Here is a 14,006-nt window from a genome sequence, read left to right on the forward strand (position 1 = left end):
TTAGGAACAGTACTAAAGAACAGAGGAATTGAGGATAAGGAAAGGTTTTTGAATCCTTCGAAAGAAGATGTGATTCACTACAATAAGTTGAAAAATATTGAAAAAGCTGTGGAATTATTCAATAAGCACAGAGGGGGTGGTTCGGCAATCGCAGTCATCGTAGACTCCGATTGCGACTAGCGATGGTTACACATCTGCTTCAATGTTAATTCAATACATAAGAAACTTGGATGGTAATTTAAATGTACAATATTATATCCATCCTGGCAAAGAACACGGACTCACAAAAGAGGCTATGGAGTGGATTAGTAAAGTAAATCCAAGATTGGTAATCGTTCCTGATGCTGGAAGTAATAATTTTGAAGAACATAAAACACTTAAAGAAAAGAATATTGATGCAATTATTTTGGATCACCACAGCGTTTCAGAAGAGTCTAAGGATGCTGTTGTAGTAAACAATCAATTGAGCCCTGAGTATCATAATAAACAAATTTCTGGTGCAGGAATTACCTATAAGTTTTTGCAAGCATTAGATAATTTTTATGGAACTAGTGAAGCAGATAACTACTTGGATTTGGTTGCATGGGGAATTGTAGCTGATTCAATGGATTTGTCATCTTTAGAGACAAGATATTTGGTCTATAAAGGACTAAAAAACATCAGAAATCCGTTCCTAAAAGAGCTAATTAAACAAAACACAGAAGCGAAGAAAATATATCCAGTACATATTAGTTTTGATATTGCCCCTAAATTGAACGCAATGATACGAATTGGAAAACAAGAAGAAAAGCATTGTGTCTTCAGATCTCTTGCTCTTCTTGGTGGAGAAGAGAAGTATTTCAACAAGCGAACAAAGAAAACTGAAACGCTACCATATAAAGCTGCAAGACTATGCAAAAACGCTCATGCTCGACAAGCAAAGCTTCGTAAAAAGTGGACGGAAGAAATTAAGCAACAAATTGAAGCCGATGGATTAGATGTAGAAAGTTTTCTTCTTATAAAATTAGAGAATTTTGATAAAGAGTTGTCGGGACTAATTGCAGGAAACTTAGTATCGCAATATAGAAAGCCAGTGCTTATATTTTCAGAAAACAAAGAAGGCAAGTTATCAGGATCAATGCGTGGTTATGAGGGATTGATGAACAATACTAAAACCTTTTTGCAGGAATTGAATATATTTAATTTTATCGAAGGTCATGAATCGGCATCAGGTTTTGAGATTGAGCCTGAAAGATTTGAGGAGTTAAAGAGATTAATTAAAAATATTAATCTAAATGAAGAAATTGATATTTTAGTTGATTTCGCTCTAAAAAGTAGCAGTCTGAGAGAAGATTTAATTAAAGAGATTCTTAAATATGACTGTATATGGGGAAAGGGAATTGAGCAGCCTAAACTGGCAATCAAAGATCTGGAATTACATACAAACACAATCTATAAGAGTGCGTCAAGTGAATACACAAAATGGACAGCTAATGGAATTGACTACGTGTTATTCAATGGACACAAAGAGATTAATAAACTGATAGGACAGAATAAAGTGGCTACGTTAGATGTTGTCGGAAGTGTGAAGGAGAACAATTGGCAAGGAAGGAAGTCTTATCAGTTTGTGATTGAAGAGTTGCAGGTTAAAGAACTGAAAAATGTAGGCTTTGTTTTTTAATTCAACAAGAGTAACTTAAAATTATACAAGGGAGAACTATATGAAATTTACATATTTTGAACTGTTTGCTGGTAGTGGTGTTGGTGGTATGGCACTGGATAGATATGGTGGAGAATGCATTGGCTACTCTGAAATTGATCCATATGCCATTAAGAATTATAACGCAAATTTTCCAGGGAGAACAAACTTCGGAAGTATTACTGAGATTAATGAAAAGGAGCTTCCTGACTTTGATTTAGTTATCGGTGGAAGCCCTTGTTTTGAAGCAGGAACATTAGTCATGACAGACAAAGGTTATAAAAAGATAGAAGATATTAAAAAAGGAGACCGTGTACTCACACATTCAAACACATTTCAAAGAGTGGTTATACCTATGATGAAGTACACTGAAGAAATCTACGAGGTGAAAACCTTTGGCACTCATGGATTTAAGGTTACAGAGGAGCATCCTTTTTATACTAGGGAAAGATACACAGAATGGAACAATACTAATCGTACATATGAACGAAAATTTCATGAACCAAAATGGATTAACACTAATGAATTAAATGAAAATCATTATATAGGAGTTGCAATAAATAATAAATCTGAAATACCAAATTGGAGTGGAGTTGTATACGAACAGAATCAATTCACAAATAAACTTCGTAACAACTTAGACTTATCAAATGAAAAGTTTTGGTGGTTTGTAGGCAGGTTCATAGGAGACGGGTGGCTGTCCTTGCATAAAAGAAAGAATAGACAAAATTCATTTATATATAAAACAGTATTATGTTGTGCAAAAAGTGAGATTGATGAAGTAAAGCCTATATTAGATGATTTATTTAATTATACATTAGTAGAAGAAAGAACAGTATATAAATTTCAAATTACAAACCTGGAGCTTTTTAAGTATCTAGAGCAGTTTGGAAAAGGAGCCAAAAATAAAAAGTTAACATCCGATGTTTTTAACTTGCCTATTGATTTACTTAAATCTTTTTTGGATGGCTATATTAGCGCTGATGGCAGCAAGAAAGAAAAACACATTTCAGCTACAACTGTAAGTAAAGAACTAGCGTATGGAATTCAGGCGTGTGTTAATAAAGCATATAAAAGACCTTGTTCGCTGTATGAGTATACACCCCCATCAACAACAGTTATTGAGGGGAGAGTTGTGAATCAAAGCCCCGGATATATAGTGAGATTTAAACAAGAAACAAGTAAGCAAGATAAGGCGTTTTATGAGAATGGTTTTATTTGGATTCCATTTAAAGAAAAAAGAAAAATTCCTTATGATGGCTATGTGTACAACATGGAGGTTGAACATGACAACTCTTATACAGTTTACAATTTAATAGTTCATAATTGTCAAAATATCAGTATAGCCAATAACACAAATGGTGTCACTGGATTAAAAGGAGAAGAGTCAAAACTGTTTTATGACTATTTGAGAATACTAAACCACAAGAAACCTAAGTGGTTCATTTTCGAGAATGTAAGAAACCTCTTTAGCTCAAATGGCGGAGAAGATTGGAAAATAGTCAAGCAGTCCTTTGGAGAAAACTACAACATTAAATTTAAATTGATGAACACTGCTGATTATGGACTTCCTCAAACACGCCAAAGAATTTATGTCGTAGGACAAAGAAAAGATTTAGGGGAGTTTAATTACACTTTTCCAAAAGAGGAAGGTTTAACAATTACAGTCTTTGATTTACTAGAAAATAAGGTTGATGATAAATACTATTTATCAGAAAAAATGTACAACTATGCAATGGGAACTGGCACTAAGAGCTTTAAACATAAGCCGAAGACTGATTTAGAGATTGCATGTCCTCTGCTTGCAACCATGCACAAAATGCACAGAGCAGGAATCAGTAATTATTATCACACTGACTATAGACCCCAAAATAAAACAAATCTTAGAAAACTAACTCCGAGAGAGTGTGCAAGATTGCAAGGTTTGCCTGATACATATGAATTTGTTGTAAGTAACACACAAGCCTATAGGCTCATGGGGAATGCAATGAGTCTGAATGTTGTTGAAAAAATTGTTAAACAGCTCTTCAAGAGCAACTTATAATTATATTTGAGGGTGATTAATATAGAAAAACTAAGAGTGCTCTCCCTGTTTAGCGGGATTGGATCATTTGAGAAGGCCCTGACTAACCTGGGGGCAGATTACAATATAGTTGGTTTTAGCGAGATTGATGAATATGCAATTGAAGCCTATTGCGCCATTCATAAGGGGGTAAAAAGAGAGTTAAATTTAGGAGATATTAGTGCAATTGAAGCGAGCGATATTCCCGATTTTGATTTAATGACATACGGATTTCCTTGTCAAGATGTGTCTGCTGCTGGTCTACAAAAAGGATTCTCAGAGGGAAGTGAGACAAGATCAAGTCTGCTATGGGAAGCAATGAGAGTTGCGAGAGAGAAAATGCCTAAGTATATGATTGCTGAAAATGTAAAGAATCTTGTCAGTAAGAAATTTAAGCCTGACTTTGATAAGTGGTTAGAAGAATTAGATGGAATGGGTTATAACTCATATTGGAAGGTATTGAACGCCAAGGACTACAAAATCCCTCAGAATAGAGAACGTGTTTTTGTGGTAAGCGTGAGAAAAGATGTTGACCAAGGATTCGAATTTCCTAAGCCGTTTTCAACCACAGGAAACTTAGCGGATTTTCTTGAAGAGGATGCAACACTACCAATCTTACATAATATTTATGGTGGGTTTAAAGAATCGAAAGCAAGAGTGTTTAATGAGTATTCTCCTACTATTAGGACATCATCAGGAGGAGGTCACATCCCATCTGTAGTCGTTAAAGGATGTAGCTTGAGAACAAGAAGTTACATGGGCCAGCCTCAGAAATTAGAAGTTAGAAAAGATGACTTTAGCAATACAGTTACTACAGTGCCTAAAGATTTTATGGTAGCTGTCTTCAATGGCAAAGACCCTGTTGAATTGAGCGAGATAATTGAAAATGCCTCAAAGATTGACATTAAGGGGTTAAAACTTGCTGTTAAAGCCGATGGAAACTATAGGTTGGTTAAAGATGAGTCAGACTTGATTGAGAATGGGGAATATCTTTTTATCAGAGAAATGACCAATAAGGAAGCTTTTAGGTTGATGGGTTTCACAGATGAGGACTATGAAATAGCAAGAAAAGCAGTAAACGATAAATTTTATAAAGGCAGAGACAGATCAAAGACTAGGCTTTATGGTATGGCTGGTAATTCTATTGTGGTCAATGTATGCGAAGAGCTTTTTAAAAGCTTGCTTGATTTTTATCCACATAAGTAACTTAGAATTATTGAATTATAACAGAGAGGAGGTGAGAGCTATTCAAATTCTTAGATCGGAAATTCATATTATCAACAAAAAACACAGGTTATTCAACTACTGTGATGAAGTGTGTCTTCACTCAAAGAATTTATACAACCATGCTAACTATCTTATGCGAAAATTATTTATAAGTGAAGGCAGAGCACTTAGTGCGTTTGATTTAAACAAAATCCTAAAGGATGAAGAAGTTTTTAAGGCATTACCAGCAAAAACATCGCAGCAAATTATTATAGCACTTGGGCGCAATTGGAAATCATTCTTTATTTCTATAAAAGACTGGTCTAAAAATAAGAGTAAATATACTGGAAAGCCGAGACTGCCTAGGTATAAAAAGAAAGATGGACGGAATATTGTGTTCTATGACTACCAACAAGGAACTTTAAAAGATGGGAAATATAAGTTTCCTAAAACAGATTACTTTATAGAAACAAGTGTTACAAAAGATATGTTTAGACAAGTTCAAATCATTCCTTATGGATCATGTTATAAAATTGCTGTGGTGTATAGAAAAGAATTAGAAATAAAGAAAAATATAAACAGCAGTTATCTTTCGATTGATTTAGGAATAGACAATCTTGCTACGTTGACTAATAACATAGGAAAGCAATCTATTGTTATAAACGGCAGGATATTAAAATCCATTAATCAATACTATAACAAGAAATTGGCAAAATTGAGATCATATGTAGGTAGAAGAACCAGCAATAGAATAAAGAAGTTAAACATAAAACGGAACAATATTGTTGAGACTCAATTTCATAAGATTAGCAGACATATTATCAATTATTGCCTGAAGAATGATATTGACAACATTGCAATTGGAAGGAATAAAGATTGGCAAAGAAACAGCAAAATGAGCAGAAAGACCAATCAAAAATTTGTCCAAATACCATTCGAAAAACTGATAGATCAATTGAAATACAAGGGAGAAGAATGTGGCATTAAAGTGATAGTCATTGAGGAGCAATATACAAGCGCAGCAAGCTTTATAGATAATGATTTTCTCCCATTTAAATTTGGTAATTATGAATTCAGTGGAAGGCGAGTTAAAAGAGGATTATATAAAAGTAAAAACGGAACATTGATCAACGCTGATGTAAATGGAAGTTACAACATTCTCAGAAAATGTAATCCTGAATTTTCGTATGACAGGATAGAGGGTGTATCATTGCACCCAGTTAGGATAAATATTGCCTAGTAAAGATTTTAAATCACAATGCAAGATAAGTTTTATCGCAATACCGAAATTAAAAAACGAAAAGAATATATGAAATAAAGGAGGTGACTCCATGAATTCAATTCCTGGAGTTTATAGATACGAGTCATCTAGAAATAGAGAAACTGGAGAACCAACAGAAAGAGAGTATAGACGAAAGGGACACTTACTAACTATCGCTTTACTAAAAATTGATTATTGTATGCTTATTGAATATGTAGATGGTAGTGGTGTATTAAGAACAAGTGCTGTTGAAAGTATTGATGAGACTGATGATCTTTTAATTGTTACTACACTGAATACTATTTATACATTTGAAAGAGTTGGATAAAGGAGAGATATCATGAAAGAGAAAGACTACATCAATCTAATAAATATTATTCTAATGCTCGTGTTGGCCTTTGTAGCGACACCATTTACAATTATGTTTGTTTGGAATGTACTGGTTACATATCTAGTTCCAGTTGAATCTATTGGATATGGTGGTGCGTTTGCAGTGATTTTTGTGAGAGCTTTGTTTATGAAAACGGGGAATATGAAAGAGGCTATGAATAAAACTCCTAAAGAATCACTTATGGATACCATAACAAGTTTTGTGAAATTAGGAACTTTGGCTTTGGCAACATTGATTGTCGGATACTTTATTGGTGCATTATAAAAATCAACAAGGATGTGATCACATGAAAGGCAATTTCTTTGAAGGATTTAAAGAGTATTTGTTGAGTCGTCACAAAGATAATATAAAAACATTTATACCCTATTATGAGACCTTAAAGCAAATAGAAGTTTCATTGAAAGAGTTGATTGATGACACTGAAAAGTATCATTGGGATATTGATTATGACGCAGATAAAACTGGTGGGTACACTAACGGAATTTTTACAGTCAACTTATATAATGAAGACCCCTCTAATGATTACGGATGGCAATCAATACTTGATCATGAATATAAGATTGATTTACTTACGGATGAAAGATATTGGGGATATTGCGTTTGTACTCCTGAAATGAAAGGTTATGATCCTGTACATAGATGCTGTGGCGATGGATGTGATTGGATTGCTCCAAGTATTTATGTGACTAAAATAAGAAAGGTTGCCTCTCATTCATTTGATGGAGTTGAGCGTGATATGTGGAAACTAGAAAGAGAATGGATTAAAGAGGGCATAGATCATGACGAAGAATTAAAGAAAAGAAGATTGCAAGAAATTGAAGAAGAACTTGAGCGCTTGAAAAATGAGAAATTAAGACTTTTAAATACTTAAATAAAATCACCGTTTTATCGTAAAAACGGCTTTGAAAAACAGAGTAAACAAGAGTAAAACAGAGAAAACGAGAGATTGATTTTAGGAGTGATGAAGTTGTATAAAGATAACGTTAAATGTTGTAATTGCAACTTTGATGGACTGGTAAGTGTTGGAGAAGAAAAGTGTCCTGAATGCAAATCCGTTGGAGTATTGGCATGGAAAGAGGGGCAAGATCAAGAGGTGTTAGATTGCTAACAAACAAGATATACAATGTAGACTGCATAGAGGGCATGAAGGAACTGTATGAAGAGCATGGTGAGTGTATTGATTTATGTGTAACCGATCCTCCATACGGTATTGACTATCAGAGTAATGGAAGTTTAAAAAAGAAAAGTAAATTAGTAAATGATGATATACCTAATTATAAGACATTCGGAGGACTAGTTTATAAGCTGCTAAAGCCTAATTCACACGCCTACTTCTTTACACGGTTTGATGTATATCCTGAGCACCATAAACAGCTTACAGAAGTTGGTTTTAATATTAAAAATTTGATTGTGGCAGAGAAAATGCAAGCAGGAGGACTAGGTGATCTAAAGGGTTCGTTTGCTAACAATATAGAAATGGTAATTTTCGCACATAAGGGAAGACGAATTTTTAATAAAACTAAATTAATTAAAAATGAAAAACCTGCTGGTAAAAGACTAAATAGATATGCCAATCCAACAAATGAATACAAAACTAGGTTTCCAGTATTGTGGAAGGTTTCAGATGGATATCCGCCAGCAGTTTTAAATAGCTCACAAAATAAAGGAAACCCACATCCAACCCCAAAAAACCCTAAGTTCTTAGAATGGCTACTACAGCTTTCTAGTGATGTAGGGGATGTAGTTATTGATCCTTTTATTGGTGGAGGTAGTTTGGCAGAAGCATGTGTCAATACAGGACGAAACTACATAGGGTATGAGCTAGATGAAAGCTTCTACAATTATGCTAATGAGCGTATTAGCAACTTATTAGTAAATTAAATACATATTAATAAATTTTAGATTTTATCGCAACAAAAGTAAAATAAAACAATATGAGGTGATTAATTGCCAGCGTTACAACCAGCAATTAAATGGAGTGGAAGTAAGAGAAGTCAAGCCAAAAACATTGTGTCTCTCATGCCAAAGAAAATTGATACATATTATGAGCCATTCGTAGGTGGAGCTAGTGTATTGTTCCGCCTACTACATAGTGATATTAAGGTAAATAAATACATATGCAGCGACATTAATGGTGATCTAATTGCGTTGTGGAATGAGATTAAAAGCAACCCAGATAGTTTGCTAGAGACTTATGAGAGACTATGGAATGAACTTAATGCAGATGATGATGTTGAAAGAAGAAAAGAGTATTTTTACACAATTAGAGCAAGATTTAACAAAGAAAAGAATCCTCACGACTTTCTGTTCTTGTCTAGAACCTGCACAAATGGATTGATCAGATATAACTCTAAAGGAGAATTTAATACTTCATTACACTTTAGCAGAAAAGGAATTGTACCTAACACATTAAAGAAAATCATCTTTGACTGGTCTACTAAGTTAAATGAGAATAACGTGCAATTTATTCAACAAAGCTATGAAGAGATTGAATCTAAAGAAGGTGATTTTATTTATCTCGACCCTCCATATGCAAACACAAAAGGAATGTATTATGGTCAGTTGGATTATGATAATTTTTTTGAGTGGCTAGGAAAACAAAACGCTGATTATTTATTAAGCTTTGACGGCAAAAGAGACGAGATTGATAATACATACGAAGTACCAAAGGAACTATACAGCAAGCACATATACTTGCATAGTGGAAGAAGTAGCTTTAAAGATTTAAAGAATCAAGTAGTACAACAGGTTCAAGAAAGCTTATATATAAAATAAATTAATACGAGGTGACATATTGGTTAAGTTAAATCAAATTTATAATGAAGATTGTTTAGAGACTATGAAGAGGCTGCCTACAGGAAGCGTGGATCTGATACTTGCTGACCCTCCGTATTTTGGAATTGTAAAAGATAGTTGGGATAACCAATGGAGTACAGAAATTCATTATCTAGAATGGTTTGAAGAGAGAATCAAAGAATTTAAAAGAATTTTAAAACCAGATGGTTCAATCTATTGTTGGGGGTGTTTTGGAGAAAATAATTTAGTTTTTGCAAAATTAGCACTGATATTTGATAAATATTTTGAATTTAAAAACTGGATAAATTGGAGAAGAGAGTATGGTTTTAGAGGAAAAACAAACTTCTCATATAAAAAAGAAGAACTGCTGTATTTTGTCAATGATAGAAAAAACTATAAATTTAACCATGAAGACATCAGAGAGCAAGCAACCAGACAAGGGGCAAAAGAAGGAGACACTAGAATTCCTTCAAATATATGGGAGTTTAAATGGAATAATATGAGCAAAGAAAGAATAAAGGGGTTTCCGTCACAAAAACCATTAGCAAGCTCTAATAGAATAATTAGAGCGAGTAGTGACATAAACGATTTAGTTTATGTGCCTTTTGCTGGCTCTGGAACTGATATAGTTTCATGCATAACTAATAACAGGAATTATATTGCTAGTGAATTAAGCACTGAGTACATAAGAGAAATAATAGAACCTAGAATAAAAGAATTGGTCTAAATACAATAAATTTTCAGTTTTAATGAGAAGGGGAGATGGTGTTTTAAATGTTTACTATATGTATTAAGAGTGGCACATGTGGCTATTTCGATCATGATGGTTGTGATATGGAAGTCGCAGAAATCAATAGCAGCAACATACCAAGAAAAGATGACGTTCTAGTAATTTATGAAAACGGCAAAAGTAAGAGATTGTTAGTTACAGAGGTTGAGTACACTTACACAGAGAGAAAAAATGAATGGATAACAGTATATGTAATTTATATTTAAAATAAAAGCTGAATTTTATTGAGGTGAGTACAGTGAAATATATTGATATACGATTAACTAAATCAAAAGCAAAAGAAATTATTGACATGTTTGAAGATTGGGATAGCGAGTTTGCGGTGGACGATCCTGATTACAAACAAGGCTACATAAACTCTACAAAAGATTTTCTATCAATATTGCAGCTGTCTAGATGGGAAATTGAGGCTATTGCTAACCAATAGAAATGACAGGAGGAATTAAATGGAGACTACAATTTTAATATTTTTAGGGTTAATGTTTGCACACTTATTAGCAGATTATCCCTTGCAGGGAGATTTTCTAGCCAACATGAAAGGTAAGAATCATATTATCCTAGTTTCACACGCAGGGATTTGGACAGGTTGCATTGCAATTGCTGGAGTGTTATTAGGCTTAGATATTGGTTTGATTGATGTAATATTGCTTTTTGTTGTCCATACAATTGCTGACTATCTCAAAGCAACAAATAAACTTTGGTATAAGAAATTGGATGCTTTAAAAGGTGGATTGCTTTCAGATCAATTGATTCATGTGGGGCAGATTGTTGTGTTAATGACAATGACATATTGATAAAGGAGAGATGAAATGGAATCAACTTCAATTATGGAAGCAATAGATGTAATAGAAAGGATTCTCGAACAACCAAGCTTGCTAGATGAACATCGTATTTACCTAGAATCTTTGCTAAAGGTTTATAAGGCAACTGAGATTATGAACTATTCAATTAGTCGATTAAGTGGGAATGTAGAGCACTAAATAAATGTTTGATTTTATTGATATTGAGAGGTGAGAAGAATAGATGTAAAAGAGTGCAATGAATGCGGAGAGGAAAAGACGCTAGAGGAATTTTACTCTCAGAACAAAACAAATAAAAATGGAAATAGCTATACATACTATAACCCAAAATGCAAAGATTGCGTTAAAGAAAATGTTCAAATATGGAGAGACACAAATCGAGAAAGGTTCAGAGAGTGGGATAACAATTATGCAAAAACCCCAAAGAGAAAAGAAACTTTGAGAAAAATTTCAATAAATCAAAAACTAAAAGGCAACGAGCGAAGATGGAGACAAAACAACAAAGATAAGTTAAAACTATATGCCCAAAGATACAATAGCAAGAAACACAATATTTCTGAAGAAGAATGGGATCGCTGTAAGAAATATTTTAACCATGAATGTGCTTATTGCGGGATGAGTGAAGAGGCCCATAGGTTAACTTATAAGCAGCAACTACACAAGGAGCATGTCATACACGATGGTAGAGAAGACATAAAAAATTGCGTGCCGAGCTGTAAAAGTTGCAACTCAAGCAAACGCACATCAACGCTAAACCAGTGGTACAACGTTGAGCATCCTAATTACTCGAGAGAAAGATATTTAAAAATTTATTACTGGATGAGGTATGACTGTAAGAACAGTAATGCGATATAAGTTCTGATTTATTACATATAAGACACAAAAAGCGAAGGAGTGAAGATTGTGGATTTGGATAATTTTATCAAAAACAGTATCAAAAATCCCAAACAAGTCGGAAGTAAGGTCTTTGTTTATAACGGCAACGGTGAATTAGTAGAAACCTATGATGCTGTTGAGTTAGGGAAAGCGTACTTTTCAATGAGTAACGATATTTTCTTCGATATTTACGGATTCAACTTTGTTCCAAAAGGGATATGGTGGGAGCGTTCTAAAAGAGCCGCAGGGAAAATGTAATGGCACAGTACGAAAATTAAATGAAATAAAAGAAGAGTTTTAATGAGTTAAACTTAATAATTATAAGGAGGAACAAAAAATGGGCAATAAAATTGATATAGATATTCTTAATGACAAAATTAACGACCTTCAAGGTCAAATCAACACTTTAACATCGGAGATGCAGAGTAAAGCTAGTAAAGATGACATCATTTCAGTTATTAATGTTAGTGAAGAAGGTGTTCGTATCAAAGGAGATAAAATTAATATATCATCTGAAACCTTAATTGAAAAAGATGCTATTAAATAAAATTATGTTTTTATGGGTATGCAACTTTCAGGGTGGTAGAGTAAGAAGTTTATAAATAGATAGACAAGTAGTTTCTTTAACTTTCAGTGTGAAAATAAATTAAAAATAAATTAAACAAATATGAGGAGAATCAAATGTGAGAGATGATTTGTTTGAAAAAATGACAATGTTGAAAGACGAAGAAAAAACAATGCTCCTATGTAGGCTTTTTGGTCTAATGGAAACTTACGAGTCAGATAGCAAAACACTAACTCCAAGCGTATTCTTCGAGATGGTTGAAAGTAAATTATATAAAAGTTCGGGTGGGTGAATTATGAATAAACGAATTAGAAAAAAGAAAGAAAAACAGCTCTATAAAGGTGAGAATTTCTTCTGCGATAAATGTGATTGTTTCACAGAATGGTATAAGGAAGTAGATACAATGGAACTTTGTCCGAGTTGTTTTGCTGAATATGTTGGATTGGATACAGAAGAAGTTTGGAGGTGTATCGGATGAAAACTCCTCTAAGATGGGTCGGCGGAAAAGTTCGACTTTCAAAAGAAATTGTCCAAATAATGCCTGAGCATAAGTGCTATGTAGAGGTATTTGGTGGAGGATTATCAACCTTATTCTCCAAGCATAAAGCTACACAAGAAGTAGTAAATGACATTAATTCAGAGTTAATAAACTTTTGGAAAGTAATTCAAATTGATTTTGATAATTTTAAAGAGAAATGTAACTATCTGATACCTTCAAGAGAAATTTTTATGGAGTATAAACTCCAAAACGTAAGCGAACTAACCGATTTGGATAGAGCTGTAAGGTTTTTTTACCTAAATAGAACTTGTTTTGGTGGAGATATGAACAATCCAAGGTTTGGCACGAGTAATTCAAGAAGAAATAGACTTTGCTCTTTAACGGATGATTTTCAAGGTTTTATGACTCCAATTTATGAAAGATTAAAAGACGTTACGATTGAAAATTTAGATTGGAAAAATTGTATAGCAAAGTATGACCAAAGAAAAACATCTAAAGAAACCCAAGAAGTGTTATTTTATCTTGACCCACCGTATTTAAACCAATATGGATACGAAAGTGAATTTACTATTGAAGACCATATTAAATTAGCTGATACATTATCAAACATTAATGGTAAATTTATTTTGAGTATAAATCAAGATACTCAAATTACAGAGCTATATAAAGGATATTACTTCATTGATAAGGAACTTAAATGCACATTAAACAAGGATTCAGATAAAGTGTCCAGTCGAAAAGAATATATAATAACAAACTTCGAGGTGAAACAATGATACATTATATGCTTGAACACGAGATGGAAAAGTTTTTAATAATGAATGGTTATGATATATATGATTCGGAAAAATGTGTTGATTCGGTTAAAGTTAGTGATTTAGCGATTGAAGAATTTGGATTTAAAAGTCAAATGGATGCTAATGGAACAATAACTTATTTTAAATAGAAATAATTTCACCCTGATAGTTCATACGAACCACACATTTTAAATTTTAATAGATAGGGTGTTTTGAATGAAAAATTATCAAGATTTCACACTGAAAGTTCAATACCCGTTTTTATTGAAAAGCAAATTTTAATTT

19 protein-coding genes are annotated in these 14,006 nt (G+C 33.3%); all 19 read left to right on the forward strand.

The genetic code is table 11. From position 1 onward, the window contains the following. The first annotated feature begins 169 nt into the window (after positions 1 to 169). The 19 genes from AB1L08_RS02410 to AB1L08_RS02500 all read left to right on the forward strand — a co-directional run bounded on the left by AB1L08_RS02410 (position 170) and on the right by AB1L08_RS02500 (position 13,870). Positions 170 to 1,660: a DHH family phosphoesterase gene (locus tag AB1L08_RS02410; RefSeq protein WP_413063150.1), complete on the forward strand. Its 1,491-nt coding sequence runs from the start codon at positions 170 to 172 to the stop codon at positions 1,658 to 1,660. Between the two features lie 40 nt (positions 1,661 to 1,700). Continuing rightward, positions 1,701 to 3,722, forward strand: a complete 2,022-nt coding sequence (gene dcm / locus AB1L08_RS02415; protein WP_413063074.1) for a DNA (cytosine-5-)-methyltransferase — start codon at positions 1,701 to 1,703, stop codon at positions 3,720 to 3,722. A gap of 12 nt (positions 3,723 to 3,734) precedes the next feature. Then, positions 3,735 to 4,946: a DNA (cytosine-5-)-methyltransferase gene (gene dcm / locus AB1L08_RS02420; RefSeq protein WP_413063075.1), complete on the forward strand. Its 1,212-nt coding sequence runs from the start codon at positions 3,735 to 3,737 to the stop codon at positions 4,944 to 4,946. Then, positions 4,894 to 6,186: an RNA-guided endonuclease InsQ/TnpB family protein gene (locus AB1L08_RS02425; RefSeq protein ID WP_413063151.1), complete on the forward strand. Its 1,293-nt coding sequence runs from the start codon at positions 4,894 to 4,896 to the stop codon at positions 6,184 to 6,186. Before dcm (AB1L08_RS02420) ends, AB1L08_RS02425 begins: the two co-directional genes overlap by 53 nt. Positions 6,187 to 6,277: 91 nt before the next feature. Continuing rightward, complete coding sequence (locus AB1L08_RS02430; RefSeq protein ID WP_413063076.1) at positions 6,278 to 6,535, forward strand: hypothetical protein; 258 nt, start codon at positions 6,278 to 6,280, stop codon at positions 6,533 to 6,535. 12 nt (positions 6,536 to 6,547) lie between these two features. Then, complete coding sequence (locus AB1L08_RS02435; protein WP_413063077.1) at positions 6,548 to 6,862, forward strand: hypothetical protein; 315 nt, start codon at positions 6,548 to 6,550, stop codon at positions 6,860 to 6,862. Positions 6,863 to 6,884: 22 nt separating this feature from the next. Continuing rightward, complete coding sequence (locus AB1L08_RS02440) at positions 6,885 to 7,469, forward strand: hypothetical protein (protein WP_413063078.1); 585 nt, start codon at positions 6,885 to 6,887, stop codon at positions 7,467 to 7,469. 197 nt (positions 7,470 to 7,666) lie between these two features. Beyond that, entirely contained in the window at positions 7,667 to 8,479 is an 813-nt protein-coding gene (locus AB1L08_RS02445) for a DNA-methyltransferase (protein ID WP_413063079.1), read from the forward strand. A 66-nt stretch (positions 8,480 to 8,545) separates the two neighbouring features. Continuing rightward, on the forward strand, positions 8,546 to 9,373 hold the full coding sequence (locus tag AB1L08_RS02450; protein ID WP_413063080.1) for a DNA adenine methylase: 828 nt from the start codon (positions 8,546 to 8,548) through the stop codon (positions 9,371 to 9,373). Between the two features lie 19 nt (positions 9,374 to 9,392). After that, positions 9,393 to 10,121 (forward strand): DNA-methyltransferase, encoded by a 729-nt coding sequence (locus AB1L08_RS02455; RefSeq protein WP_413063081.1) that lies wholly within the window; start codon positions 9,393 to 9,395, stop codon positions 10,119 to 10,121. Positions 10,122 to 10,422: 301 nt separating this feature from the next. Then, the gene (locus AB1L08_RS02460) at positions 10,423 to 10,611 is read left to right on the forward strand and encodes a hypothetical protein (protein WP_413063082.1); all 189 of its coding nucleotides are present in this window, start codon (positions 10,423 to 10,425) and stop codon (positions 10,609 to 10,611) included. 19 nt (positions 10,612 to 10,630) lie between these two features. After that, on the forward strand, positions 10,631 to 10,978 hold the full coding sequence (locus AB1L08_RS02465) for a DUF3307 domain-containing protein (RefSeq protein WP_413063083.1): 348 nt from the start codon (positions 10,631 to 10,633) through the stop codon (positions 10,976 to 10,978). 216 nt (positions 10,979 to 11,194) lie between these two features. Beyond that, the gene (locus tag AB1L08_RS02470) at positions 11,195 to 11,839 is read left to right on the forward strand and encodes an HNH endonuclease (RefSeq protein WP_413063084.1); all 645 of its coding nucleotides are present in this window, start codon (positions 11,195 to 11,197) and stop codon (positions 11,837 to 11,839) included. 48 nt (positions 11,840 to 11,887) lie between these two features. Next, on the forward strand, positions 11,888 to 12,118 hold the full coding sequence (locus AB1L08_RS02475; protein WP_413063085.1) for a hypothetical protein: 231 nt from the start codon (positions 11,888 to 11,890) through the stop codon (positions 12,116 to 12,118). A gap of 79 nt (positions 12,119 to 12,197) precedes the next feature. Further along, positions 12,198 to 12,407: a hypothetical protein gene (locus AB1L08_RS02480; protein ID WP_413063086.1), complete on the forward strand. Its 210-nt coding sequence runs from the start codon at positions 12,198 to 12,200 to the stop codon at positions 12,405 to 12,407. A 136-nt stretch (positions 12,408 to 12,543) separates the two neighbouring features. Beyond that, positions 12,544 to 12,717 carry a hypothetical protein gene (locus AB1L08_RS02485; protein ID WP_413063087.1) on the forward strand — a complete coding sequence of 58 codons (174 nt, stop codon included), beginning with the start codon at positions 12,544 to 12,546 and terminating at the stop codon, positions 12,715 to 12,717. 3 nt (positions 12,718 to 12,720) lie between these two features. After that, positions 12,721 to 12,903 (forward strand): hypothetical protein, encoded by a 183-nt coding sequence (locus AB1L08_RS02490; RefSeq protein WP_413063088.1) that lies wholly within the window; start codon positions 12,721 to 12,723, stop codon positions 12,901 to 12,903. After that, positions 12,900 to 13,700 (forward strand): DNA adenine methylase, encoded by an 801-nt coding sequence (locus AB1L08_RS02495; RefSeq protein WP_413063089.1) that lies wholly within the window; start codon positions 12,900 to 12,902, stop codon positions 13,698 to 13,700. Before AB1L08_RS02490 ends, AB1L08_RS02495 begins: the two co-directional genes overlap by 4 nt. After that, entirely contained in the window at positions 13,697 to 13,870 is a 174-nt protein-coding gene (locus AB1L08_RS02500; RefSeq protein ID WP_413063090.1) for a hypothetical protein, read from the forward strand. Before AB1L08_RS02495 ends, AB1L08_RS02500 begins: the two co-directional genes overlap by 4 nt. Positions 13,871 to 14,006: the final 136 nt, after the last annotated feature.

It is taken from the genome of Siminovitchia jepli, from assembly GCF_047228825.1.
GTDB lineage: Bacteria > Bacillota > Bacilli > Bacillales > Bacillaceae_C > Siminovitchia.